20 protein-coding genes are annotated in these 22,225 nt (G+C 69.3%); 12 read left to right on the top strand and 8 right to left on the bottom strand.

Annotated elements, in window-relative coordinates; all coding sequences use genetic code 11:
* Nucleotides 1-200: 200 nt before the first annotated feature.
* Entirely contained in the window at nucleotides 201-1,160 is a 960-nt protein-coding gene (locus tag KL771_RS27755; protein ID WP_261971756.1) for a DMT family transporter, read from the bottom strand.
* Nucleotides 1,157-1,912, bottom strand: coding sequence for an SDR family NAD(P)-dependent oxidoreductase (locus KL771_RS27750; protein ID WP_261971755.1), 756 nt, complete (start codon nucleotides 1,910-1,912; stop codon nucleotides 1,157-1,159). Before KL771_RS27750 ends, KL771_RS27755 begins: the two co-directional genes overlap by 4 nt.
* Before the next feature lie 267 nt (nucleotides 1,913-2,179).
* On the opposite strand from KL771_RS27750, the gene KL771_RS27745 reads away from it, so the two are divergent.
* Both KL771_RS27745 and chrA read left to right on the top strand, forming a co-directional pair.
* On the top strand, nucleotides 2,180-3,004 hold the full coding sequence (locus tag KL771_RS27745) for a chromate resistance protein ChrB domain-containing protein (protein WP_261971754.1): 825 nt from the start codon (nucleotides 2,180-2,182) through the stop codon (nucleotides 3,002-3,004).
* Between the two features lie 71 nt (nucleotides 3,005-3,075).
* Complete coding sequence (chrA, locus tag KL771_RS27740; RefSeq protein WP_261971753.1) at nucleotides 3,076-4,380, top strand: chromate efflux transporter; 1,305 nt, start codon at nucleotides 3,076-3,078, stop codon at nucleotides 4,378-4,380.
* A gap of 16 nt (nucleotides 4,381-4,396) precedes the next feature.
* Here chrA and KL771_RS27735 read toward each other — a convergent pair whose 3' ends face one another.
* The 3 genes from KL771_RS27735 to nthA are packed head-to-tail and all read right to left on the bottom strand — an operon-like array spanning nucleotide 4,397 to nucleotide 6,167.
* Complete coding sequence (locus tag KL771_RS27735; protein WP_390867904.1) at nucleotides 4,397-4,783, bottom strand: nitrile hydratase accessory protein; 387 nt, start codon at nucleotides 4,781-4,783, stop codon at nucleotides 4,397-4,399.
* A 14-nt stretch (nucleotides 4,784-4,797) separates the two neighbouring features.
* Nucleotides 4,798-5,460 carry a nitrile hydratase subunit beta gene (gene nthB / locus KL771_RS27730; protein WP_261971751.1) on the bottom strand — a complete coding sequence of 221 codons (663 nt, stop codon included), beginning with the start codon at nucleotides 5,458-5,460 and terminating at the stop codon, nucleotides 4,798-4,800.
* A complete protein-coding gene (gene nthA / locus KL771_RS27725) occupies nucleotides 5,457-6,167 on the bottom strand; it encodes a nitrile hydratase subunit alpha (protein WP_261971750.1) in 711 nt (236 codons plus the stop codon). Before nthA ends, nthB begins: the two co-directional genes overlap by 4 nt.
* Before the next feature lie 357 nt (nucleotides 6,168-6,524).
* On the opposite strand from nthA, the gene KL771_RS27720 reads away from it, so the two are divergent.
* The 8 genes from KL771_RS27720 (at nucleotide 6,525) to KL771_RS27685 (ending at nucleotide 15,672) form a co-directional block, all read left to right on the top strand.
* Nucleotides 6,525-8,510: an AMP-binding protein gene (locus KL771_RS27720; RefSeq protein ID WP_261971749.1), complete on the top strand. Its 1,986-nt coding sequence runs from the start codon at nucleotides 6,525-6,527 to the stop codon at nucleotides 8,508-8,510.
* The gene (locus KL771_RS27715) at nucleotides 8,507-9,328 is read left to right on the top strand and encodes an ABC transporter ATP-binding protein (protein WP_390867899.1); all 822 of its coding nucleotides are present in this window, start codon (nucleotides 8,507-8,509) and stop codon (nucleotides 9,326-9,328) included. Before KL771_RS27720 ends, KL771_RS27715 begins: the two co-directional genes overlap by 4 nt.
* A 40-nt stretch (nucleotides 9,329-9,368) precedes the next feature.
* Complete coding sequence (locus KL771_RS27710) at nucleotides 9,369-10,310, top strand: branched-chain amino acid ABC transporter permease (protein ID WP_261971757.1); 942 nt, start codon at nucleotides 9,369-9,371, stop codon at nucleotides 10,308-10,310.
* Between the two features lie 12 nt (nucleotides 10,311-10,322).
* Nucleotides 10,323-11,399 (top strand): branched-chain amino acid ABC transporter permease, encoded by a 1,077-nt coding sequence (locus tag KL771_RS27705; protein WP_261971748.1) that lies wholly within the window; start codon nucleotides 10,323-10,325, stop codon nucleotides 11,397-11,399.
* A 110-nt stretch (nucleotides 11,400-11,509) separates the two neighbouring features.
* Nucleotides 11,510-12,832, top strand: a complete 1,323-nt coding sequence (locus tag KL771_RS27700) for an ABC transporter substrate-binding protein (RefSeq protein WP_261971747.1) — start codon at nucleotides 11,510-11,512, stop codon at nucleotides 12,830-12,832.
* 147 nt (nucleotides 12,833-12,979) lie between these two features.
* A complete protein-coding gene (locus KL771_RS27695) occupies nucleotides 12,980-13,786 on the top strand; it encodes an ABC transporter ATP-binding protein (protein WP_054360383.1) in 807 nt (268 codons plus the stop codon).
* A 34-nt stretch (nucleotides 13,787-13,820) separates the two neighbouring features.
* Nucleotides 13,821-14,360, top strand: a complete 540-nt coding sequence (locus KL771_RS27690; RefSeq protein WP_261971746.1) for a hypothetical protein — start codon at nucleotides 13,821-13,823, stop codon at nucleotides 14,358-14,360.
* Nucleotides 14,361-14,424: 64 nt separating this feature from the next.
* On the top strand, nucleotides 14,425-15,672 hold the full coding sequence (locus KL771_RS27685; RefSeq protein ID WP_261971745.1) for a phenylacetate--CoA ligase family protein: 1,248 nt from the start codon (nucleotides 14,425-14,427) through the stop codon (nucleotides 15,670-15,672).
* A gap of 57 nt (nucleotides 15,673-15,729) precedes the next feature.
* Here the strand turns inward: KL771_RS27685 and KL771_RS27680 are convergent, their stop codons facing one another.
* The gene (locus KL771_RS27680; protein ID WP_261971744.1) at nucleotides 15,730-16,626 is read right to left on the bottom strand and encodes an NAD(P)-dependent oxidoreductase; all 897 of its coding nucleotides are present in this window, start codon (nucleotides 16,624-16,626) and stop codon (nucleotides 15,730-15,732) included.
* A gap of 120 nt (nucleotides 16,627-16,746) precedes the next feature.
* Between KL771_RS27680 and KL771_RS27675 the strand changes: the two genes are divergently transcribed.
* Together KL771_RS27675 and KL771_RS27670 are read left to right on the top strand one after the other, a co-directional pair.
* Nucleotides 16,747-17,781 carry a LacI family DNA-binding transcriptional regulator gene (locus tag KL771_RS27675; protein WP_261971743.1) on the top strand — a complete coding sequence of 345 codons (1,035 nt, stop codon included), beginning with the start codon at nucleotides 16,747-16,749 and terminating at the stop codon, nucleotides 17,779-17,781.
* Nucleotides 17,782-17,902: 121 nt separating this feature from the next.
* Nucleotides 17,903-18,868 (top strand): 2-hydroxyacid dehydrogenase, encoded by a 966-nt coding sequence (locus KL771_RS27670; protein ID WP_261971742.1) that lies wholly within the window; start codon nucleotides 17,903-17,905, stop codon nucleotides 18,866-18,868.
* A 61-nt stretch (nucleotides 18,869-18,929) separates the two neighbouring features.
* Here the strand turns inward: KL771_RS27670 and rsmD are convergent, their stop codons facing one another.
* On the bottom strand, nucleotides 18,930-19,490 hold the full coding sequence (gene rsmD / locus KL771_RS27665) for a 16S rRNA (guanine(966)-N(2))-methyltransferase RsmD (protein WP_261971741.1): 561 nt from the start codon (nucleotides 19,488-19,490) through the stop codon (nucleotides 18,930-18,932).
* A gap of 30 nt (nucleotides 19,491-19,520) precedes the next feature.
* The gene (locus KL771_RS27660) at nucleotides 19,521-21,722 is read right to left on the bottom strand and encodes a pseudouridine synthase (RefSeq protein WP_261971740.1); all 2,202 of its coding nucleotides are present in this window, start codon (nucleotides 21,720-21,722) and stop codon (nucleotides 19,521-19,523) included.
* Nucleotides 21,723-22,225 lie beyond the last annotated feature (503 nt).

Genomic DNA, 22,225 nt, shown 5'->3' with positions numbered 1-22,225 from the left:
ATCGTGCCGGCGCCGCTGCGCCTGCTTGGCGGCGCCCTCCGGCGTGCGGCCGGTTCCCGGCGTCTCGTCGGCATCGGGAGGGGCCGCGGGGCCGGTGGCCCCGGCGCGGGGCTTTCTGTTTGAGGGTCGCATTCGAAGCCGGATGCCCGGTCGCCGGGTCTTGGAGATGCTGCGGACCGGCTGCCGGCCCGGCGCTTCCGTTAGCGGCCGGCGGAGGGGCCGGTCTCGCGCCAGATCAGATAGAGGCCGCTGCCGATCACGATCGAGGCGCCCACGATGGTGTTCAGGCCGGGCAGGTCGCCGAACACCAGGTAGCCGATCAGAACCGCCCAGACGATCTGGGTATAGATGAACGGAGCCACAACCGGGGCCGGGGCGTGCGTGTAGGCGCGGATCAGGAAGAAGTGGCCCACGGCACCGGCGAGGCCGAGCAGCAGCATCAGCGCCCAGTCGAGCGTCGTCGGCGGCCAGACCCAGACGGCCGGCATCACCGGGGCCAGCATGCCGACCGGGATCGCCGCCGAGATGACCAGCATGCTGGCGGTCGAATCGATGCCCGACAGCGTCCGGGTCGCAATGCCGTAGGCCGCATAACAGGCGACGCTGGCGAAGCTCCACAGCATGGCGGTCTGGAAGCCGCCGGTGCCCGGCCGGGTGATCACCAGCACGCCAGCGAAGCCGATCAGGATCGCGACCCAGTTTTTCCAGCCGATCCGCTCGCCGAGCAGCGGTCCGGACAGGAGCGCGATCAGGAACGGCGTCGCGAAGGCGATCGCCATGGTGTCGGCGAGCTGCAGCGTGCGCACCGCGATGAAGTTGAAGATGGTCGAGCCGAACAGCAAGAGCCCGCGGATGAATTGCAGCAAGGGCCGGCGCGTCGTCCAGGCATCGGCCTGGGTCCAGGGATTGAGGAAGGCGGCGATCAGGGCCAGCGCCACGGTGTAGCGGACAAAGGTAACCTGCAGGGCCGGCATGTCGCGCACCAGCCATTTCGCGGCGCCGTCGAGCACCGAGAAGCAGGCCAACGCCAGACACATCAGCCCGATGCCCTTGAGGCGCGCCAATTGTGCCCGGCGCGCCTCGCTTTCGGTGGCCGTGCCGGCCGGCCGGCCGGCGACCACCGGCTCGGCCGTGCCGGGAAGGTCGGTCGGAGGTTTCAATAGGTGGCCCGTCCGCCCGAGACGTCGAAGACCGCGCCGGTGGTGAAGGAGCACTCGCGCGAGACCATGAAGGCGATCGTCGCGGCGACCTCCTCGACGGCGACGAAGCGGCCGCGCGGGATCTTGGACAGCATGAAGGCGATATGCTCTTCCGACATCTGCGAGAAGATCGCCGTGCGGGCGGCGGCCGGGGTCAGGCAGTTCACGGCGATGTCGTAGTCGGCGAGTTCCTTGCCGAGCGACTTGGTCAGCGCGATCACGGCCGCCTTGGAGGCCGAATAGGCCGAGGCGTTCGGATTGCCCTCCTTGCCGGCGATCGAGGCGACATTGGCGATGCGGCCGTAGTTGCGCGCGATCATCAGCGGCGCGAGCGCCTTGCAGCAATGGAAGGTGCCGGCGGTGTTGATCCGGAAGATGCGGTTCCACTCGTCGACCGGATAGTCCCACAGCTTGGCGTTGGTGCCGGCGATGCCGGCATTGTTGACCAGGATGTCGACCTGGCCGAACTTGGCGACGGTCGCGTCGCGCGCCGCCTCGACGCTGGCATAGTCGCCGATGTCGACCTTGACCGGTAGGATGTCGGTGTCGCCGCCGAGCTCGGCCGCCGTCTCCGCGGCGAGTTCGACATCGAGATCCCAGATCGCGACCCGGGCACCGTCGGTCAGGAGTCGCTCGACCACAGCCCGCCCGATGCCCTGCGCACCGCCGGTCACCACCGCGACCTGGCCCTCGAAATCGTACCGCGTCGGCATGCGTTTCCCCACTTTTGTCCGAGCAATCATCCCTATCCGATCCGATCCCGGCCGGACAGGTGCCGGCCGGCATGATGACCATGCAACCGGCGGGTTCCTTCGCCCGGTGCGCCGAAGACACACCGGGCCGACCGGCACTCTTGACCATCCGGAACGCGCTCTCCATGATCCATGTCCATGGGGAGTGCGGTTTCCCCACGAGGCTTCGGCCGAACGATCGCGTCCCGACCCCCTTTGGTTCCACGTCGCGACCGTCGAGGATGCCTCATGCCCGGATTTGCCAGCCTGTCGGCCGAGAAGCTTGCGCGTCTCGTCGGCCTCCCGCATTGCCCCATCATTCTGGATGTTCGCGTGCCGGAAGATTTCGCGCGCGATCCCCGGCTGTTGCCGGGCTCCCGCCGCCTCGGCCATGCCGAGGCCGTCGATGGCGCGGCGAACTTCGCCGGCCGCTCCGTCGTCGTGGTCTGCGAGCGCGGCGCCAAGCTCTCCCATGGTGTCGCGGCCTGGTTGCGCCATGGCGGCGCCGACGCGGTCGTCTTGGAGGGCGGCTTCCGCGCCTGGGCGGACGCGTCGCTGCCGATGGTCCCGGCCGCGGCCCTGCCGCCGCCCGACGCCGCCGGGCGGACCGTCTGGGTGACGCGGGCGCGCCCGAAGATCGACCGGATCGCCTGCCCCTGGTTGATCCGCCGCTTCGTCGATCCGGATGCGGTCTTCCTGTTCGTCGCTCCCGGCGAGGTCGAGGCTGTCGCCGAGCGCTTCGGCGCGACGCCGTTCGATGTCGAGGGCGTCCGCTTCACGCATCGCGGCGCGGGCTGCAGCTTCGACGCCCTGCTGGAGGATTTCGCGCTGTCGACGCCGCCGCTCGAGCGCGTCGCCGCGATTGTGCGCGGCGCGGATACCGACAGGCCGGACCTCGCGCCCGAGGCTGCCGGCCTGCTCGCGCTGTCGCTCGGCCTGTCGCGCATGCACGCCACCGACCTCGCGCAGCTCGATGCCGGCATGGTTCTCTACGACGCCCTCTACCGCTGGGCCCGGGATGCGACCGGCGAGACCCACGACTGGGTCGCGCGTCGGCCGGGGATGGCATCATGACGGGCGCCTCGGACCCGGCGGACCGGCGGCAGGGTCCTGGAGCCATCCAGAGCCCGGCGGACCGTCACGATATGGCGGCTCCGCCGCCGTTCCGCGAACTGGTCGCCGCCTTCGCCAAGATCGGCTGCCTGTCCTTCGGCGGGCCGGCCGGTCAGATCGCCCTGATGCACCGCATCGTGGTCGACGAGAAGCGCTGGCTCGACGAGAAGCGCTATCTCGACGCGCTCAATTTCTGCATGCTGCTGCCCGGCCCCGAGGCGCAGCAGCTGGCCACCTTCTGCGGCTGGCACCTGCACCGGACTGCCGGCGCGCTGGCGGCCGGCCTCCTGTTCGTGCTGCCCGGCGCCCTCCTGATGCTGGCGCTCGCCTGGGCCTATGCGGCCTTCGGGCGGCTCGCCGCCGTCGAGGCGCTGTTCTACGGCGTCAAGGCCGGCGTGCTGGCGATCGTGGTCGAGGCCCTGATCCGGGTCGGGCGCCGCGCCCTCAAGGCCCCCGCGGCTTGGACGATCGCGGCCGCCGCCTTCGTCGTTCTGTTCCTGACCGCCATCCCCTATCCGGCCGTGGTCGTCGCCGCCGGGTTGGCGGGCGCCGCCTTGCTGCGCGGCGGCCATCGGCCGGCGACGCGGACCGGGGCGGATCCGGTCGACTGGATCCGGGCCGTGCGCCGCACCGCTCTGGTCGCTGCGATCGGCGCACTCGCCTGGGGCGGCCCGATCCTGCTGGCCGGGCTGACGCTGGGACCCGACCATGTCCTGGTGGCGGTGGCCGGGTTCTTCTCCAAGCTCGCGGTCGTCACCTTCGGCGGTGCCTATGCGGTGCTGGCCTATATGGCCGATGCGGCGGTGACGACCCATGGCTGGCTGACGGCCGGCGAGATGCTCGACGGCCTCGGCCTGGCCGAGACCACGCCGGGTCCGCTGATCCTGGTGACGCAGTTTGTCGGCTTCCTGGCCGGATGGCGCCACCCGGCGCCGTTCGACGCGGTCGCGATGGGGCTTCTAGCCGCGGCGATGACCAGTTGGGTCACCTTCACGCCGTCGATCCTGTGGATCCTGCTCGGCGCACCGCTGGTCGAGCGCATCGGCCGGGTTCCGGCCCTGTCGGCGGCGCTCGCCGGCATCACGGCGGCGGTGGTCGGCGTCATCCTCAAGCTGTCGCTGTGGTTCGCCTTCCACATCCTGTTCCGCGAGGTGACGGCGATCCGGCACGGCTGGCTGACCCTCGACCTGCCGGTGCCGCTCTCGCTCGATCCGGTCGCAGCACTTCTGGCGCTGGTCGCCGCCTTCGTGCTGTTCCGAAGGCGCTGGTCGGTCGCCGCCACGGTCGGCCTGACAGCTGCACTCGGCTTCGCCGCGCGGATGTCCGGGCTGGCGTGACGGCCCGGACCGGGGCTCAGGAGGTCGGCAGCTCGCGGCCGAGCACGATCGGCTCGCCATGCGGCGTGGCGCGGGCGGCGCGATCCCAGGCATCCTTGCGGTCGGCGAGTTCGGCGGCCGAGACCGCGCCCTTGGCGGCGACGAGCTTTTCCAGCGCGGTAAGCCAATGGCGGTAGTAGGTCTCGCCGGTATCGGGATCGCCGGCGGCTTGCGCTGCCTTGATCTCGGCGCCGAGCGCGGCGGCCCATTCGTCCCAGCCGAACAGGCAGGCCTCGTTGAGCCTGACCGCCAGCGCGAAGGCCTGCGCCTCCCAGGGCTCGCGGAAAACCGGGCCGTCGGCGTCGCGCGGGAGGACCGGCAGGACGGCGAGGCGGTCGGCCGTCACGGTGGGGTCGGCCGTCACGGTACGGTCGGCCGTCACGGCGCGGGCTCCAGATAGGGCTCGAACAGGTCGATGCGGACGGTCAGCAGGGGATCGCCGTCGGGACCCCACAGGTCGCGCCCGTCGAAGACGATGCCGTAGAGCCAGGCGGGGCCTTCGCCCTGGTGGTGGGCGTTGGTGTCGGGCAGCACGAAGGTGCCGTGCACCGCCTCGATCCGGCCGGGCTTGCCGCGCGCGTAGCGGGGCAGGCGGGTATGGGTCTTCGGATGCATGACGCGCGTCACGACCCGGTCGCCGACCGCGAAGCGCGCCGGCGCCGTGGCCGGCCGGTCGCAGGGGCCGCCGCGGGCGAGCACCGCCGGCACGTCGGCCGCCTGCAGCACCCGCTTGACCGGCGCCGGCGGCGTGACGGCATGGCCGGTGCGGATCTCCTCCGCGCTGGCGAGGCCAGTGTCGAGCAGCAGCCGTTCCAGGCCGGTCGCCCAGATGTCGTAATAGCTCTTGGACAGATAGGCGGCCGGCGGCATCGACTCGCGCATGAAGCGCGAGCGGTCGATGGTCCAGCTGCCGGTCGCCCCCATGGCCAGCGTGATGGCCAGCGCCCGCTTCTCCCAGGCACCGTGAAACAGCGGTTCGTTTTCCTCCGGCGCCACCGGGCCGAAGCCCATCTGGCCGCCCATGTCCTGTGCGCCGTTCATGCCGCGGCCTCCGGCAGGGCGTCCGCCGGCAGGGCGAGGCCAGTGCCGATCATGGAATCGCGCGTGACCAGGTCGGCGAGCCGGTCCTCGCTCCAGCCTTCGGTGCCCGCGGGACGCTCGGGGATGACCAGGTAGCGGATCTCAGCGGTCGAATCCCAGACGGTGATCTCGGTCTCCGCCGGCAGGGTGACGCCGAATTCGGCCAGCACCGACCGCGGCTCGATCACCGCGCGCGAGCGGTAGGGGGCGGCCTTGTACCAGACCGGCGGCAACCCGAGCACGGACCAGGGATAGCAGGAGCACAGGGTGCAGACGACCATGTTGTGCCGGCCCGGCCGGTTCTCGACCGCCACCATGTGCTCGCCCTGGCGCCCGGTATAGCCGAGCGAGGCGATCGCCGCGGTGGCGTCCTCCATGAGCCAGGCCCGGAAGGCCGGGTCGCTCCAGGCGCGGGCGACCACGCGGGCGCCGTTGCGCGGCCCGACCTTGGTCTCGTAGGTCTCGATCAGTGCGTCCAGCGCGGCCGGATCGACATAACCCTTCTCGACCAGCAGCGATTCCAGCGCCTTGACCCTGAGCGCGACCTCGGACAGCGCCGAGCCCTCATGGTCGTGGTCATGGTCGTGACCATGATGATGGCCGCCTTCGCCATGGTGGTGATCGTGTCCGTGATGATGATCGTGATCGTGCGGGTGGTCGTGGCCCATCGCGTCCTCCGAGGCGGCGACGCTACCCGCCCGGATGCGGTCCGTCAAAGCCGCTGGAAGAGGGTCCCGCGAAGTCGCCCGGCCGGATCTGCACGCGCAGACTGCGGCGCAACGGTATCTCAATGAGATGACAGGCGAAACGACGGCGATCCATCGAGCCATTCGGCAGCAGTTCGGGGCAGCCGATCGTAGCGTCAAAAGCCACGGGCGAGGCTAACAGAGACTCTGAGGCTTCGTCTGTCAAGGGTCTGCTATGCACCCGGCGAACGACATGGCATTGTCCGGGGCATGGGAGAAACGGGCCGCAACGAGCGGCCGGCCGCAAAGACCCCTTCAAGGGGCGCGGTTCAGGGAGGCATGGCTGTGGCCGCACGTGCTGCTGGCGACGATACGTTTCCGAAACTGCTTCTGCGCAATGCCGCCGTCATGGGCAGCCGGCCTGCGATCCGGGAGAAGGATCTCGGCATTTGGCAGGCCTGGACCTGGGCGCAGGTTGCCGACGAAGTGCGCGATTGCGCGCTCGGCCTGCAGACGTTGGGCCTGAAGGCGGGTGACAAGGTCGCCGTCGTCGGCGCCAACCGGCCGCGGCTCTACTGGACCTTCGCAGCCGTGCAGTCGCTCGGCGGCGTGCCGGTGCCGGTCTACAAGGATTCCGTCGCCGACGAGATGGTCTATGTGCTCGAGCACGCGGAGGTCGCCTTCGCGGTGGTCGAGGACCAGGAGCAGACCGACAAGGTCCTCTCCATGGCCGACCGGCTGCCGGGCCTCGCCCATGTCGTCTACGACGAGGAGCGCGGGCTCAGGCACTACGACCACACGCGGCTGCACGGCTTCGCCGCCGTGCAGGAGATCGGCCGCGCGGCGCGCACCGCCGATGCCGGGCTCGAGGCGCGCTGGCGCGAAGGCATCGCGGCCGGCCGGGGCGGCGATCTCGCCGTCATCCTCTACACCTCGGGCACCACCGGCAAGCCCAAGGGCGTCATGCTCAGCTACGACAACGTGCTGATCTCGGCCGAGAACGGCATCAAGTTCGATGCCCTGAGCGAGGCCGAGGAGGTCATCGCCTATCTGCCGCTCGCCTGGGTCGGCGACCACATCTTCTCCTATGCCCAGTCCTACGTCTCCGGCTTCTGCGTCAACTGTCCGGAAAGCCCGGAGACTGTGGTCGACGACCGGCGCGAGATCGGTCCGACCTATGCCTTCGCGCCGCCGCGCGTCTACGAGAACCTGCTCACCCTGACGCTGGTGCGCATGGAGGATGCCAGCGCGCTGAAGCGGCGCATGTTCCACTATTTCATCGAGCATGCGCGCCGCGTCGGCGAGGCGATCCTCGACCGCCAGCCCGTCGGCCTGGTCGACCGGCTCATGTACGGCCTCGGCGAGATCCTGGTCTACGGGCCGCTGAAGAACCGCTTCGGCTTCAGCCGCATCCGCGTCGCCTACACGGCCGGCGAGGCGATCGGCCCGGAAATCTTCCGCTTCTTCCGCTCCATCGGGGTGAACCTGAAGCAGCTCTACGGCGCCACGGAAGCGGCGGTCTATGTGACCATGCAGCCTGATGCCGAGATCCGCGCCGATACGGTCGGCAAGCCGGCGCCGGATGTCGAGATCCGCATCTCCGAAACCGGCGAGGTGCTCTATCGCAGCCCCGGCGTGTTCATGGGCTACTTCAAGAATCCGGAGGCGACCGCCGCGACCAAGACGGCGGACGGCTGGGTGCATTCGGGCGATGCCGGCTTCTTCGACCAGACCGGGCATCTGCGGATCATCGACCGCGCCAAGGATGTCGGCCGGCTTCTCTCCGGCGAGCTGTTCGCGCCGAAATATGTCGAGAACAAATTAAAGTTCTTTCCGAATATCAAGGAGGTCGTGGCGGTCGGAGACGGTCGCGGCTTCTGTTGTGCGATGATCAATATCGATCTTGTCGCGGTCGGCAATTGGGCGGAGCGCAACAACGTTTCCTATGCCAGCTATCAGGAGCTGGCCGGACATCCGAAAGTCTACGACATCATCGCCAGCCATGTCGACCAGGTCAATCGTGACCTCGCCGGCGAGCCGATGATGTCGGGCTCGCAGATCCAACGCTTCCTGGTCCTGCACAAGGAACTCGATGCCGACGACGGCGAACTGACCCGCACCCAGAAAGTCCGGCGCGGCTTCATCGCCGAGCGCTACGCACCCCTCGTCGAAGCCCTCTATGACGGTTCCACGGAGCGCTACGTGAACACCGAAGTGACCTTCGAGGACGGCCGCAAGGGATCGATCGCCGCCACGGTCAGGATCCGCGACATGGCGACCTATCCGGCCGTGCGGCCGGAGCCGGTCCTGGAGGCCGCAGAATGATGGCGTTCGTGGATACGGGACGCAAGACCGGGCCGAAGCCGATCGCGGCCGGCGAAGTGCTCCTGGAGGTCGAGGGGATCAGCCTCGCCTTCGGCGGCGTCAAGGCGCTGAACAGCATCTCCTTCGACATCCGCAAGGGCGAGGTGCGCGCGATCATCGGCCCGAACGGCGCCGGCAAGACGTCGATGCTCAACGTCATCAACGGCTTCTACCATCCCCAGCACGGCCGTATCACCTATCGCGGCGAGCTGCGGCGCCGGCAGCGGCCCGATACCGCCGCCGCCCAGGGGATCAGCCGGACGTTCCAGAACGTCGCCCTGTTCAAGGGGCTGACCACGCTCGACAACATCATGGCCGGCCGGGCGCTGAAGATGAATGTCGGCTTCTTCTGGCAGTGCCTGCGCTTCGGTCCGGCGCTCACCGAAGAGATCGAGCACCGGCGCAAGGTCGAGGAGATCATCGATTTCCTGGAGATCGAGCATATCCGCAAGGTGCCGGTCGGCAAGCTGCCCTACGGCCTGAAAAAGCGGGTCGAGCTCGGTCGTGCGCTGGCGCAGGAACCGGAACTGCTCCTGCTCGACGAACCCATGGCCGGCATGAATCTGGAGGAGAAGGAGGACATGAGCCGCTTCATCCTCGATGTGCGCGAGCAGTTCGGCACCACGATCGCCCTGATCGAGCACGACATGGGCGTCGTCATGGACATTTCCGACCGCGTCGTCGTGCTCGACTACGGGCGCAAGATCGCGGACGGGACGCCGGACGAGGTGCAGAAGAACCAGGACGTGATCGACGCCTATCTCGGCGTGCAGCACTGAAGGCGGGGCGACGGTGGAACAGGTTCTCGAAGTCCTCTCGATGGTGCTGGTCGAACCCTTCGCCCGGATGGCGACCAATCCGGCCTTCCTCATCCAGGTGATCTGGGAAGGTTTCGTCTCAGGCGTGCTCTATGCGCTGATCGCGCTCGGTTTCGTGCTGATCTTCAAGGCCTCCGGCGTGTTCAACTTCGCCCAAGGCATCATGGTGGTGTTCGCGGCGCTGACCCTGGTCGGGCTGCACGAGGCCGGGGTGCCGGCCTGGGTGGCGGTCGCGCTGGCGCTGGTGGTCATGTATGTGCTCGCCGTCGGGGTCGAGCGGATCGTGCTGCGGCCGCTGGTCAACCAGCCGGACATCATCCTGCTGATGGCCACGATCGGGCTGACCCGCGTGCTGGTCGGCTTCGGCGAACTGGTCTTCGGCGGCGAGCCGAAGGTAATGATCGCCAGCGAACTCGGCATTCCGTCTGGGGTCTGGCGCATTCCGCTGTTCGACCGCGTCGTCGTCATCAAGCTGATCGACCTGACCGCCGCGATCGTCGCCATCGTGATGGTCGGCGGGCTCGCCTTCTTCTTCTCGCGCACCCGGATCGGCCGGGCTCTGCGCGCTGTCGCCGACGACCATCAGGCGGCGCTGTCGGTCGGCATCTCGCTCGAGCAGATCTGGGTGATCGTGTGGTTCGCGGCCGGCCTCGTGGCGCTGGTCACCGGCATCATGTGGGGCGCGCGCTCCGACGTGTCCTTCGCGCTGGAGATCATCGCCCTGAAGGCGCTGCCGGTCCTGATTCTCGGCGGCTTCACCTCGGTGCCGGGGGCGATCGTGGGCGGGCTGATCATCGGGATCGGCGAGAAGATCGGCGAAATCTACTGGGGACGGCTGATCGGCGGCGGCATCGAAAGCTGGCTCGCCTACATGATCGCCCTTCTGTTCCTGCTGTTCAGGCCGCAGGGCCTGTTCGGCGAGAAGATCATCGAGCGGGTTTGAGGGGCGGGATCGATGTTCTATCGCGAGGCAGGTCAGTTCAAGACGGGCTACGCCGACGACATGGCGGTGTTCCCGATCCGGCAGGATCGGATCGGCATCGCCGTGATCCTGGCCATCGCCTACGTGGCGGTGCCGATGTTCGGATCGCCCTTCTTCGTCTCGACCATCATGATCCCGATGCTGATCCTGACCATGGCGGCGATCGGGCTTAACATCCTGACCGGCTATGCCGGGCTGATCTCGCTCGGCACGGGCGCCTTCATGGGCGTCGGCGCCTATGCCTGCTTCAAGCTGGCAACGGCGTTTCCGGACGTGAACGTGCTCGTCTGGGTGCTCGCCTCCGGCTTCTTCTCCGCCGCCGTCGGGGTGGTGTTCGGCCTGCCCAGCCTGCGCATCAAGGGGCTCTATCTGGCGGTGGCGACGCTGGCGGCGCAGTTCTTCCTGCAATGGTGCTTCGTCCGCGTCGGCTGGCTGACCAACTATTCCTCGTCCGGCTCGATCGAGGCGGCCCGGCGCAGCCTGCTCGGCGTGCAGATCACCGGTCCGGGCGCCTCGGAAACCGCGCGCTATCTGTGCGTCCTGACGCTTCTGGTCGCGCTGACCTGGATCGCGTCCAATATCGTGCGCGGCCGCATCGGCCGGAAATGGATGATGGTCCGCGACATGGACATCGCCGCCGAACTGATGGGCGTGCGGCTCCTGCCGACCAAGCTGCTCGCCTTCGCGGTGTCGTCCTACTTCTGCGGCGTGGCCGGCGCGATGCTGCTCTTCTTCCACTACGGCTCGATGGAATCGATCGCCTTCAACATCGAGCTGTCGTTCCAGGTCCTGTTCATGGTGATCATCGGCGGCCTCGGCAGCATGATCGGCTCCTATCTCGGCGCCGGCTTCATCGCGGCGCTGCCGGTGGTGATCAAGTTCGCCCCGCAGATCCTCGGCATCGAATTGCCGTCCGCGGTCGTCGACCAGGTCACCGTGATGATCATCGGCGGCCTGATCATCTTCTTCCTGATCGTCGAGCCGCACGGCTTTGCCCGGCTCTGGCAGATCGGCAAGCAGAAATTGCGCGTCTGGCCGTTCCCGTACTGACGCGAAGACCATCCGGGGCGCCGGCGCACGAGCCGGCCGGCGCTCTCCGATGCGGCTCGACAAGCCGGCCGCCGCCCCAAGGAACGGCCGGGAAAGACTGGGAGGAAGTGATGCGCGTGAACACGTTGCTCGTCGGCACCGCCATGATGGCGCTGGTCGCGACGGCCCTGCCGGCCGCGGCCGAGGATTCGCTCTACATTCCGCTGCTGACCTACCGCACCGGCGCCTTCGCCGGCTCGGGCATCCCGATCGCCGACGGCATGCACGACTATTTCAAGATGCTCAACGCCCGCGACGGCGGCATCGGCGGCGTCAAGATCGTCACCGAGGAATGCGAGACCGGCTACACGGCGCAGAAGGGCGTCGAGTGCTACGAGGCGACCAAGGCCAAGGGCGCGCTGGTCTACAATCCCTGGTCGACCGGCATCACCCTGGCGCTGATCCCGAAGGCGACCCAGGAGAAGATCCCGGTCCTGTCGATGGCCTACGGCCTGTCCGCCGCCGCCATGGGCAAGTCCTTCCCGTGGGTGTTCAACCCGCCGCTGACCTATTGGGACGGCCTCTCGGTCGCGATCAAGTATGTCGGCGACAAGACGGGCGGCCTGGACAAGCTCAAGGGCAAGACCATCGGCTTCATCTATCTCGATGCGCCCTACGGCAAGGAGCCGATCCCGCTGCTCGAAGGCCTCGCCAAGGATTACGGCTTCAAGGTCGCCAAGTATCCGGTGCCGGCCGACAAGATGCAGGACCAATCCTCGCAGTGGCTGAACGTCCAGCAGGACAATCCGGACTGGATGATCATGTGGGGCTGGGGCGCCATGAACCCGACCGCCGTCAAGGAGGCCGCCAAGGTCGGCTTCCCGATGGACAAGTTCATCGGCGTCTGGTGGTCCGGATCGGAAGACGATGCGCGTCCGGCCGGCCCGGGCGGCAAGGGCTATCTGACTCTCAACTTTACCGCCACCGGCGCCGATTTCCCGGCCGTGCAGGACATCGTCAAGCACGTGTTCGACAAGGGCAATTCGTCGGTCAAGGAGAAGTCCAAGATCGGCGAAGTGAACTACAACAAGGGCGTCTACAACTCGGTCCTGATGGCCGAGGCGATCCGTACCGCTCAGAAGATCACCGGCAAGAAGGCGATCAACGCCGCCGACATGCGGCTCGGCCTGGAGGCGCTCGAGATCTCCGAGGCCCGCTTCAAGGAGATCGGCCTCGGCGGCTTCGCGGCGCCCGTCAAGGTGACCTGCGAGGACCATTCGGGCGCCCACGCGGTCTATCTGCAGCAGTGGAACGGCACCAAGTGGGTCAAGGCCTCCGACTGGATCACGCCCATGAAGGACAAGGTCCGGCCGCTCCTGGAGAAGGACGCCTCCGACTACACCACCAAGAACGCGCCCTGGCCGGCCCGTTCCGAGGAATGCCCGAAGTCCTGATGCCATGACCCGGCCGGCGCGGCGAGGCTCCTCCCGCGCCGGTCACCCGCCGCGCCTTCGGGCGTCGCGCGGGCTCTCTCCATGCCGGCTTTTCTCCGCGTGCCCCGGGCGCTTCCGTCTCGCGCCGTTCCCGACAGGCTGTTGCCGATGTCCGATCCGATCCTCGCCGTCAACAATATCGAGGTCATCTACGACCACGTCATCCTGGTCCTGAAGGGCGTGTCGCTGACCGTGCCGAAGGGCGGCATCGTGGCCATCCTGGGGGCCAACGGCGCGGGCAAGACCACGACCCTGAAGGCGATTTCCAACTTGCTCCATGCCGAGCGCGGCGAGGTGACCAAGGGCGACATCCTGTTCAAGGGCGAGGCCGTGCAGGATCGCTCACCGAACGAACTCGTCCGGCGCGGCTGCATCCAGGTCATGGAAGGGCGCCACTGCTTCGGCCATCTGACGGTCGAGGAGAATCTCCTGACCGGCGCCTTCACCCGCACGGACGGGCGCGCGGCGATCCGCGCCGACCTGGAGAAGGTCTACGGCTTCTTCCCGCGCCTGAAGGTGCGGCGACAGAGCCAGGCCGGCTATACGTCGGGCGGCGAGCAGCAGATGGTCGCGATCGGGCGGGCGCTGATGTCGCGGCCCGACATGATCCTGCTCGACGAGCCGTCCATGGGGCTGGCGCCGCAGATCGTGGAGGAAATCTTCGAGATCGTGCGCCGCCTCAATGCCAGCGAGGGCGTATCGTTTTTGTTGGCGGAGCAGAACACGAATGTCGCACTCCGTTACGCGACCTATGGGTATATCCTGGAATCGGGGAGGGTCGTTCTCGACGGGGATGCCAAGGCGCTGCGCGAGAACGAGGACGTGAAGGAGTTCTACCTCGGAGTGGCCGCCGCCGGCCGCAAGAGCTTCAAGGACGTCAAACACTACAAGCGGAGGAAACGCTGGCTCGCCTGAGTTTCCCCGGTCAACAAACGGAGAGGGGAAACATATGTCGGGGTTCATCTATCTCGGTGCGCTGCTGGTGTTCGGCTACGGTCTGGCGACCGCGATCGGCTATCCGCTGCCGCCGCAGGCGACGGCCGCCATTCCGGGCTTCCTGATCATGCTCGGCGCCTTCGTGCTGTGGGGGCTGGCGCAGATCGTCGACCGGCTCGGCCGCGCCATCGACCAGCTCGCCGCGGCCCGCGCCGAGGCTCAATCCTTCCGCACCCTGATGGAGGGCCGCTATGTCGAGATGGCCGGCCATCTCGGCAAGCTCGAGCGCCGTTCGGAGACCTACGAAAGCGTCGCCATGCGGGTCGCCGAGGCGATCGAGCAGGAACAGCGCACCGGCGAGGCCGCCTTCAAGATGACCGTGGATGCGGCCGTCACCCAGGCGACGGCCGGCATGCAGCCGGCCGACCGGAAGATGCTCTATCGCGGCCGTGACGTGACGCTGCATGCCGACGGCGGGGTGACGGCACCGACCGCGCTCGGACTGCGCCGCTTCGCGTCCCTGAGTGCACTCGACGACTACATCCAGGCGTGACCGGGCCCCGGTCCGCCCGAACCAGCGACGCCGGCGTCCGACCGACGCCGGCAGGGGGGACCGAATGGCTTTGCAGTATTTCGACAGGCTGGAAACGCGCGATCCCGCCAGCCGGGACCGCGCGCTGCTCAAGGCGTTGCGCGAGGCGGTCGATACGCTCGGCCGACGCAAGGCGTGGCGCGGCCGGCTCAAGGGGATCGACGCGAAGGCGCTCAAGACGCGCGCCGATCTCGCCGCGATCCCCGTCCTGCGCAAGGCGGATCTGAAGGATCGGCAGACGGCCGAGCCGCCCTTCGGCGGTCTCGCCCAGCCGGCCGGTCCGGGCGTCGCCCGCCTGTTTGCCTCGCCCGGCCCGGTCTATGAGCCGGAGGGGACCGGTGATGACTGGTGGGGCATGGCGCGCGCCCTGCATGCCGCCGGCTTCCGGCGCGGCGACATCGTGCTCAACACCTTTTCGTACAATCTGACGCCGGGCGGCTTCATCTTCGATTCCGGGGCGCGCGCGCTCGGCTGTCCGGTCATCCCGGCCGGCCCGTCCGACAAGGCGACCCAGGTCGAGCTGATGGCGCAATTCCGGCCGGCGGCCTATGCGGGCACGCCGGATTTCCTGAAGATTCTGCTCGATGCCTGGCAGGATGCCAAGGGCGGCGAGGCCCCGATCCGCAAGGCGCTGGTCTCCGGCGCGGCGCTGCCGGCCACCTTGCGCGACCACCTGGAGGGGCGCGGCGTGGCCGTGCGGCAGGCCTATGCCACCGCCGATCTGGGCGCCATCGCCCATGAGACGGGGCTGGTCGACGGAACGACCCTGCCCGGCATGGTGGTCACCGAGGGCATCATCCTGGAGATCGTGCGGCCGGGCAGCGACCAGCCGGTGCCCGACGGCGAGGTCGGCGAGATCGTCGTCACCCGGCTCGACCCGGTCTATCCGCTGATCCGGTTCGGCACCGGCGATCTCTCCGCCGTCATGCCCGAGCCCTCGCCCTGCGGGCGCACCAACCTGCGCATCCGCGGCTGGATGGGCCGCGCCGACCAGCGCACCAAGGTCAAGGGCATGTTCGTCGATCCGGCCCAGGTCGAGGCGGTCGCCCGCCGTCATCCCGGCATCGCCCGCGCCCGGCTCGTGGTCACCCGCGACAACGAGCAGGACGTGATGAGCCTCCATATCGAGACCGCGGACGGCTCGGCCGGCTTCACCGATGCGGTCGCCGCGAGCCTCGCCGAGATCACGCGGCTGAAGGGCAGGGTGGTGGTCGCCCGGGCCGGCACGCTGCCCAACGACGGCAAGGTGATCGCCGACGACCGGCCCGTCTGAGCCGTCGCGGACGGCCGCGCCGACGCGGCCGTCCACGGTCCGCGGCGGTGCCCTTGGTCAGCCGAGCCTGGTGCCGTTGAGGCCCGCGATCACATCGGAGAGTTGCGGCACGTTGTCGTCGCCATGACCGGTCGCCTCGGCGGTTGCGTAGTAGTTCCGGGCCGCCGATCCGATCCAGTTGGCGACGCCGGAGGCGGTGGCGAGCCCACTGACATAACGCAAGTCCTTGTGGGCATTGCGGATCGTGAAGCGGTGCGCATTCACGTCGCGGTCGAGCAGGTATTTGGTGAAGGTCTGGTAGAAGCCGCAGTCCATGCGGCCGCCGCGCAGCACGCTGTCGAGCGCCTGCGGCTCGATGCCGATCTTCTTGGCGAGCGTGAAGGCCTCCGAATAGACCGCCGCATAGGTCATCGCGACGAAATTGTTCAGAAGCTTGATCTTGTGGCCGTTGCCGACCGCCCCGACCCGCACGATGCGGCCGGCGAAAGTGGCGAGCACCGGTTCGATCGTCTCGAAGGTGGCGTCGTCGGCGCCGACCATCACGTCGAGCGTGCCCTCCCAGGCGTCCTTGGGGGTGCGCGACAGCGGCGCGTCGCAGAAGGTGATGCCCATGCGGCCAAGCTCGGCCTCCAGCGCCAGCGTCGAATTCGGATCGGCGGTCGAGCAGTCGACCACGATCAGCCCGGGCCTGGCGCCCGCCGTCAGCCCGTCGGGGCCGCGCACGATCTTCTCGACCGTGGCGCTGTCGGTGACGCACAAGAGGACGATGTCGCAGGCCGCCGCCAGATCGCGCGGCGTGGCCGCCTCGACGGCGCCGCGGCCGACCAGATCCTCGACCGGCGTGCGGTTGCGGTTGCCGACGATGCGCAGCGCATAGCCCTTCTCGACGATGTTCTTCGCCATGCCGTGGCCCATCAGCCCGACGCCCACAAACCCGATCACGGGCTTTGCCATGATTTCGCCTCCCTGCCTTTGTCTGCCCGTCGTCGCGTTCGGCGACCTTCGGGTGAATTGCCGACGATCTCGGACCTTCGTCCCGGATCTGACGCGCGGGAATCGTGGTACAGGAAATCCATGGACGTATCGAGCCGACCGCCCCCGAAACGCCTGACGCTGGCGATGATCGCCGAGCGCCTGGGCATCTCGACCGCGACCGTGTCGCTGGCCTTGCGGTCGAGCCCGCTGGTCGCCGAGGACACGCGCAAGCGCGTCGCCGCACTCGCCGACGAACTCGGCTACATCTACAACCGCTCGGCCGCCAGCCTGCGCACCGCGCGGACCAACATCGTCGGCGTGGTGGTCAACGACATCCTGAATTCCTATTTCGCCGAGCTGGTCGCGGCGGTCGAGACCGAACTGGTCGAACACCAGCTGACCGTGCTGCTCTGCAACCACGGCGACGACTTCGCCCGCCAGCGGAACTTTCTGGAAACGCTGCTCCAGTATCGCGCCGACGGCGTCATCCTGGTGCCCTCGGTCGGCACGACGCCGAAGGACGTGACCCGGCTGGAGACGGCGGGGCTCTCGACCGTGCTGATCGCCCGCGAAGTGCCGGGGCTCGACGACACGCCGCTGGTGCGCGGCGACGACGGCGCCGGCCTGCGCATGGCGGTGGAACACCTGATCGGGCTCGGTCATCGACGCATCGCCTTCGTCGGCGGCCGCAGCCAGTCGTCGAGCGGGCGGGAGCGGCGCCGCGGCTACGAGGAGGCGCTGGAGGCGGCCGGGATCCCGATCGATCCGGATCTGATCTTCACCGAGTTGATGACCCGCAACGAGGGCCGCGCGATCACCGACGCGGTGCTGGCGCGCAAGCCGACCGCGATCGCCGCCTTCAACGACCTGATCGCGCTCGGCATCGTCAACGAGCTGCGCCGGCGCGGGCTGGAGCCGGGCCGCGACGTCTCGGTCACCGGCTATGACGACATCGAGGAGGCCTCGGTCTGGTCGCCGGCCTTGACCACGGTCTGGAACGGCCAGCAGGAGGTCGGCCGCCGTGCCGCCGCCATGCTGACCGGCATCCTGCAAGGCCGCGCGCCCGAGCAGCGCCGAATCCTGGTGACGCCCGAACTGCGCCTGCGCGAATCGACCTCGGCGCCTGCCGCATGAGCGCCCGCCGGCCGGGCCGGCTTGTCAGAGGATTCCCGGTCGCCTAGAGCTTCCATAAGCCGAAAATCGTCGGCAGATCAGAGCGCTCCTCGCCGAGGCGGCGGGGGCCGGGAGGGCGGCAATGGATCGTGCGGATGTCCTGGCGACGGGACCGATGATGCAGCGGATCGAGGACGGCGTCCTCGCCCATTTCACCGTCCACCGCCTGCCCGCACCGCCCGAACGCGACGCCTTCCTGGCGGCGATCGGCCCGCGCATCCGCGGCGTCGTCGCCGTCGGGCATGCCCGGGTCGACGGCGCCTTCATGGACCGGCTGCCCAAGCTGGAGATCGTCGCCAATATGGGCGTCGGCTACGATTCGATCGACGCCGCCGAGGCCGGCCGGCGCGGCATCATCGTCACCAACACGCCCGACGTGCTGACCGAGGAGGTCGCCGACACGGCGCTCGGCCTCCTGCTGATGACGGTGCGCGAGCTCGGCGCCGCCGAGCGCTGGCTGCGCGAGGGCCGTTGGGTCGCCAAGGGCCACTATCCGCTGACCCGCACCACGCTGCGCGGCCGCACCGTCGGCATCGTCGGCTTCGGGCGCATCGGCCGGGCGATCGCAGAGCGGATCGAGGCCTTCGGGCTGCCGGTCGTCTACCACAACCGCCGCCCGGTCGAAGGCGAGTCGCGGCGCTACTATCCGGATCTGATCGCGATGGCGCGCGAGGTCGATACGCTGATCTCGGTGCTGCCGGGCGGCGATGCGACCCATCACCTGATCGGCGCCGAAGTGCTGGCCGCGCTCGGCTCCGACGGCGTCTTGATCAATATCGGCCGCGGCACGGTGGTCGACGAGGCGGCCCTGGTCGATGCGCTCGACCGCGGCGTGATCGCCTCGGCCGGCCTCGACGTGTTCGAAGTGGAACCGTGCCGGCCAGACCGGCTGATCGCCCATGAGCGCATCACGCTGCTGCCGCATGTCGGCTCGGCCTCGCGCCATACCCGCGACCTGATGGGCCAACTGGTGGTCGACAACCTCAAGAGCTGGTTCGAGAGCCGGAAGCCGCTGACGCCGGTGGCGGAGACGCCCTGGGCGGGATGATCGGGTGCCGTCGGCAAGGTCGACTGGCTGAGGAGCGGGCAGACCGCGTCCCCGCTCGCCGTCATCCGGCGACGCTCAGGAAGCGCAGCCGCGCCTCGCCATAGTCCCGGTCGTCGAGAAGATCGAAGCCGGCCGGGCATTCGAACGGCGCCTCCGCGGCCTCCTCCAGCACGCAGAGCGCGTCGGGCCTGAGCCAGCCGCCGGCGCGGGCGGATGCCAGCGCCTGCTCGCCGAGACCCTTGCCGTAGGGCGGATCGAGAAAGCAGAGATCGAACGGCTCCAGCCCGCCGGACAATTCGCCGAGCCTCGTCGCATCGCGGCGCCAGAGTTTGGTCGCGCCGGTCTGGCCAAGCTTCTCGACATTGGTCCGGATCAGCCCGCGCGCCTCCGCGGCCTCCTCGACGAACAGGCAGAAGCGCGCGCCGCGCGAAAGCGCTTCAAGGCCGAGCGCGCCGGTGCCCGAGAAGAGATCGAGCACGCGGGCCCCCGCGACCGGATCGTCATGGCCATGGGCGAGGATGTTGAACAGGGTCTCGCGGACCCGGTCGGTGGTCGGCCGGATCGCCATGGATTTCGGCGCCGCGAGAGCTGTCCCGCGAAACCGCCCGCCGACGATGCGCATGGCGCCTCAGCCCCCGCCTCTGTTCAGATCTCAGCCGCGGTCCGGGCCGCGCGGGCCACGTCCGCCCGGCTTGCCGCCGAAGGGCTTGCCGCCGGCGCCGCCGCTGCGCGGCGGACGTCCGCCACCGCCACCGCCACCGCGCGGACCGCCGCCGAACCCGCCACCACCGCCACCGCGCGGGCCACCGCCAGGACCACCACCGCCGGAGCCGCCCCCACGCGGGCCTCCGCCGCCCGAACCACCCCCGAACGCACGGCCGCCGCGCGGGCCGGCGCCGCCGCCCGGACCAGAACTGCCGCCCGCATTGTCGCCGCGCGGGCCGCCGCCGAATCCGCCGCGCGGACCGTCTCGGTCACCTCCGCGGCCGCGGAACGGGCGGTCGCCGTCCGGTCGCTCGGGACGCGGGCCTCCGCCTTCGCCGCGATCGCGTCCGCCAAAGCTCTTGCCGAAGCCCTTGCCGGCGCCGGGACCCGGACCACGCTCGCGCGGCGGACGCCGATCCTGCCCGGACCTATCCGATCCGAACCTGTCGGAACCGGCCCTGTCAGGACGACCGTTCTCGCCGCCTTCGGCCCCGCCGCGTGGCCGCGCGGAGACCGAGCCGCCGCCGTCATGGTTGCGGAAGCCGGCGGCGCGGTTGCCGGCCTTGCTGCGGAAGCCTTCCGAGCGGAATCCGCTGCGTTCCGGCTTGTCGCCGCCGATGCCGGGTCCGAAGCCGCCGCGCCGGGGGGCGGGGGCCTCGGTGCCGGGCGGCACTTCCTCGAGAATGCGCGGACGCCTGCGCGGCGACCCGTCGCCGAAGCCGCGCTTCGGCCGGTCGCCGCCCAGTTCGCTCGGCTGGGGACGGCCACGGCCCGGTCCGCCGCGCGGCGGACCCTCTTCGCGCCGAGGCGGACGAGCAGCGCCGCGGGGCGGACCATCCTCGCGCCGGGGCGGCCTGTCCTCGCCATAGGGGCCGTCGACGCGGCGCGGCGGGCGGTCGTCGCCGGGGCGCGTGCGCGGGGCGCTGCCGGGGCCGTTCAGGTCGCGCGGCTTCGGGGCGCGGCGCTTCTTCGGCCCGAAGCCGTCGGGCGAACTCGGCCCCTCGGTCGGCCGGCGCACGATCTCGACGTCGCGGGCGGTCTTGCGGCCGTGCCGCATGGCGGCCGCTTCGGCGGCATCCGGCGGCCTGTCGGGCTTTGCGGCAGCGGCCGGCTTGCGCAGCGTCTTGCGCTCGCCGGTGCCGGCGAAGGCCATTTCGGTGCGTCCGGCCCGGGCCGGCTTGTCGGAGCCGGCGACCCGCGCCCGCTTCGGCGCCTCCGGGGCCTCGCCGTGGATGTGATGGATCAGCGGCGCCTCGAAATCCGCGCCGCTCTCCTCGACCAGCCGCTTGCCGAGCTGATCCTTCAGCGTCTTGCCGCGGATCTCGCGGATTTCGCCCTCCGGCAGGTCGACCAGCTGGAACGGGCCGAAGGAGACGCGGATCAGCCGGTTCACGTCCAGGCCGAGATGGCCGAGCACGCGCTTGACCTCGCGGTTCTTGCCTTCCCGGAAGCCGATCGTCAGCCAGGTGTTGGAGCCCTGGGCGCGGTCGATCGCCGCCTCGATCGGGCCGTAGGAGATGCCGTCGAGAGTGATTCCCTCCTTCAGCGCATCGAGATCGGCCTGGGTGACGGTGCCGAAGGCGCGCACGCGGTAGCGGCGCAGCCAGCCGGTCGCGGGCAGTTCGAGCACCCGTGCGAGACCACCGTCATTGGTCAGCAGAAGGAGCCCCTCGGTGTTGATGTCGAGGCGGCCGACCGATACGACGCGCGGCATCTCGGCCGGCAGGCGCTCGAACACGGTCGGGCGGCCTTCCGGGTCCTTGGCGGTGGTCACAAGGCCGGCCGGCTTGTGGTAGAGCCAGAGCCGGGTCCGCTCCTTGGCTGGCAGCGGGGCGCCGTCGACCAGGATGCGGTCGTCAGGCCCGACCGTGACGGCGGGCGTATCGAGCACCTTGCCGTTCAGTTCGACGCGGCCTTCGCCGATCCAGACTTCGGCGTCGCGGCGCGAGCAGAGGCCCGAGCGGGCGATGCGCTTGGCAATGCGCTCGCGGTCGGGCGCGCCGTCGCCCTCGACCATGGCATCCGGCTTGGCCGGACGGGCGGCGCGGGCGGGCTTGCCCGACTTGTCGCCAGCCGCTTTCGCGGTCTTCGGCGCCTTCGGCCGGGCAGGGGATTTCCGGGGTTTGTCGGAAGTGTTCGTCTCGTTCATGGCGCCTTACTATCAGGTGCGCGCGCCGTTCGCGAGGGATCCGTAAGCCGATGTCACACCCACCCGATCAGCCCTCTCCGCCCCGGATGGATCCTCCCATGCGCCGAGCCGATCCCCCACGGTCCGCCCCCTCGCCCGACATGGAACGAAGCGAACGTTCTGCCCCCTCCCTTCTCCCCCTGAGGGGGGAGAAGGGGAAGGGGCCGGAAATTCAGTGGTTTCAGTAGCGCAGAATGAGCGTCTCTCTCCCTCCCTTCTCCCCCTGAGGGGGGAGAAGGTGGCCGAAGGCCGGATGAGGGGGAGGGTACCGCCGCCGGAGGAAACTCGCGGTCCAAGCCCGGAAGCCCCGTCCCCGGACGCGGTCGCTTCGGGCGAAACCGCCACATCAACCCCCTCATCCGCCCTTCGGGCACCTTCTCCCCCCCTGGGGGGAGAAGGGGAAGGGGCCGGAAATTCAGTGGTTTCAGTAGCGCAGAATGAGCGTCTCTCTCCCTCCCTTCTCC

Origin of the sequence: Prosthecodimorpha staleyi (genome assembly GCF_018729455.1) — a bacterium.
GTDB classification, from domain to species: Bacteria; Pseudomonadota; Alphaproteobacteria; order Rhizobiales; family Ancalomicrobiaceae; genus Prosthecodimorpha; species Prosthecodimorpha staleyi.
The sequence above is the reverse complement of the archived record's forward strand: the minus strand, read 5'-3'. Positions and strand labels throughout refer to the sequence as shown.

Excerpts from the sequence above, each read along its gene's own strand:
- KL771_RS27750 (WP_261971755.1), bottom strand. The coding sequence starts at position 1,912 with ATGCCGACGCGGTACGATTTCGAGGGCCAGGTCGCGGTGGTGACCGGC.
- KL771_RS27745 (WP_261971754.1), top strand. The coding sequence starts at position 2,180 with ATGCCCGGATTTGCCAGCCTGTCGGCCGAGAAGCTTGCGCGTCTCGTC.
- chrA (WP_261971753.1), top strand. The coding sequence starts at position 3,076 with ATGGCGGCTCCGCCGCCGTTCCGCGAACTGGTCGCCGCCTTCGCCAAG.
- nthB (WP_261971751.1), bottom strand. The coding sequence starts at position 5,460 with ATGAACGGCGCACAGGACATGGGCGGCCAGATGGGCTTCGGCCCGGTG.
- nthA (WP_261971750.1), bottom strand. The coding sequence starts at position 6,167 with ATGGGCCACGACCACCCGCACGATCACGATCATCATCACGGACACGAT.
- KL771_RS27720 (WP_261971749.1), top strand. The coding sequence starts at position 6,525 with ATGGCTGTGGCCGCACGTGCTGCTGGCGACGATACGTTTCCGAAACTG.
- KL771_RS27715 (WP_390867899.1), top strand. The coding sequence starts at position 8,507 with ATGATGGCGTTCGTGGATACGGGACGCAAGACCGGGCCGAAGCCGATC.
- KL771_RS27710 (WP_261971757.1), top strand. The coding sequence starts at position 9,369 with ATGGTGCTGGTCGAACCCTTCGCCCGGATGGCGACCAATCCGGCCTTC.
- KL771_RS27705 (WP_261971748.1), top strand. The coding sequence starts at position 10,323 with ATGTTCTATCGCGAGGCAGGTCAGTTCAAGACGGGCTACGCCGACGAC.
- KL771_RS27700 (WP_261971747.1), top strand. The coding sequence starts at position 11,510 with ATGCGCGTGAACACGTTGCTCGTCGGCACCGCCATGATGGCGCTGGTC.
- KL771_RS27695 (WP_054360383.1), top strand. The coding sequence starts at position 12,980 with ATGTCCGATCCGATCCTCGCCGTCAACAATATCGAGGTCATCTACGAC.
- KL771_RS27690 (WP_261971746.1), top strand. The coding sequence starts at position 13,821 with ATGTCGGGGTTCATCTATCTCGGTGCGCTGCTGGTGTTCGGCTACGGT.
- KL771_RS27685 (WP_261971745.1), top strand. The coding sequence starts at position 14,425 with ATGGCTTTGCAGTATTTCGACAGGCTGGAAACGCGCGATCCCGCCAGC.
- KL771_RS27680 (WP_261971744.1), bottom strand. The coding sequence starts at position 16,626 with ATGGCAAAGCCCGTGATCGGGTTTGTGGGCGTCGGGCTGATGGGCCAC.
- KL771_RS27675 (WP_261971743.1), top strand. The coding sequence starts at position 16,747 with ATGGACGTATCGAGCCGACCGCCCCCGAAACGCCTGACGCTGGCGATG.
- KL771_RS27670 (WP_261971742.1), top strand. The coding sequence starts at position 17,903 with ATGGATCGTGCGGATGTCCTGGCGACGGGACCGATGATGCAGCGGATC.
- rsmD (WP_261971741.1), bottom strand. The coding sequence starts at position 19,490 with ATGCGCATCGTCGGCGGGCGGTTTCGCGGGACAGCTCTCGCGGCGCCG.
- KL771_RS27660 (WP_261971740.1), bottom strand. The coding sequence starts at position 21,722 with ATGAACGAGACGAACACTTCCGACAAACCCCGGAAATCCCCTGCCCGG.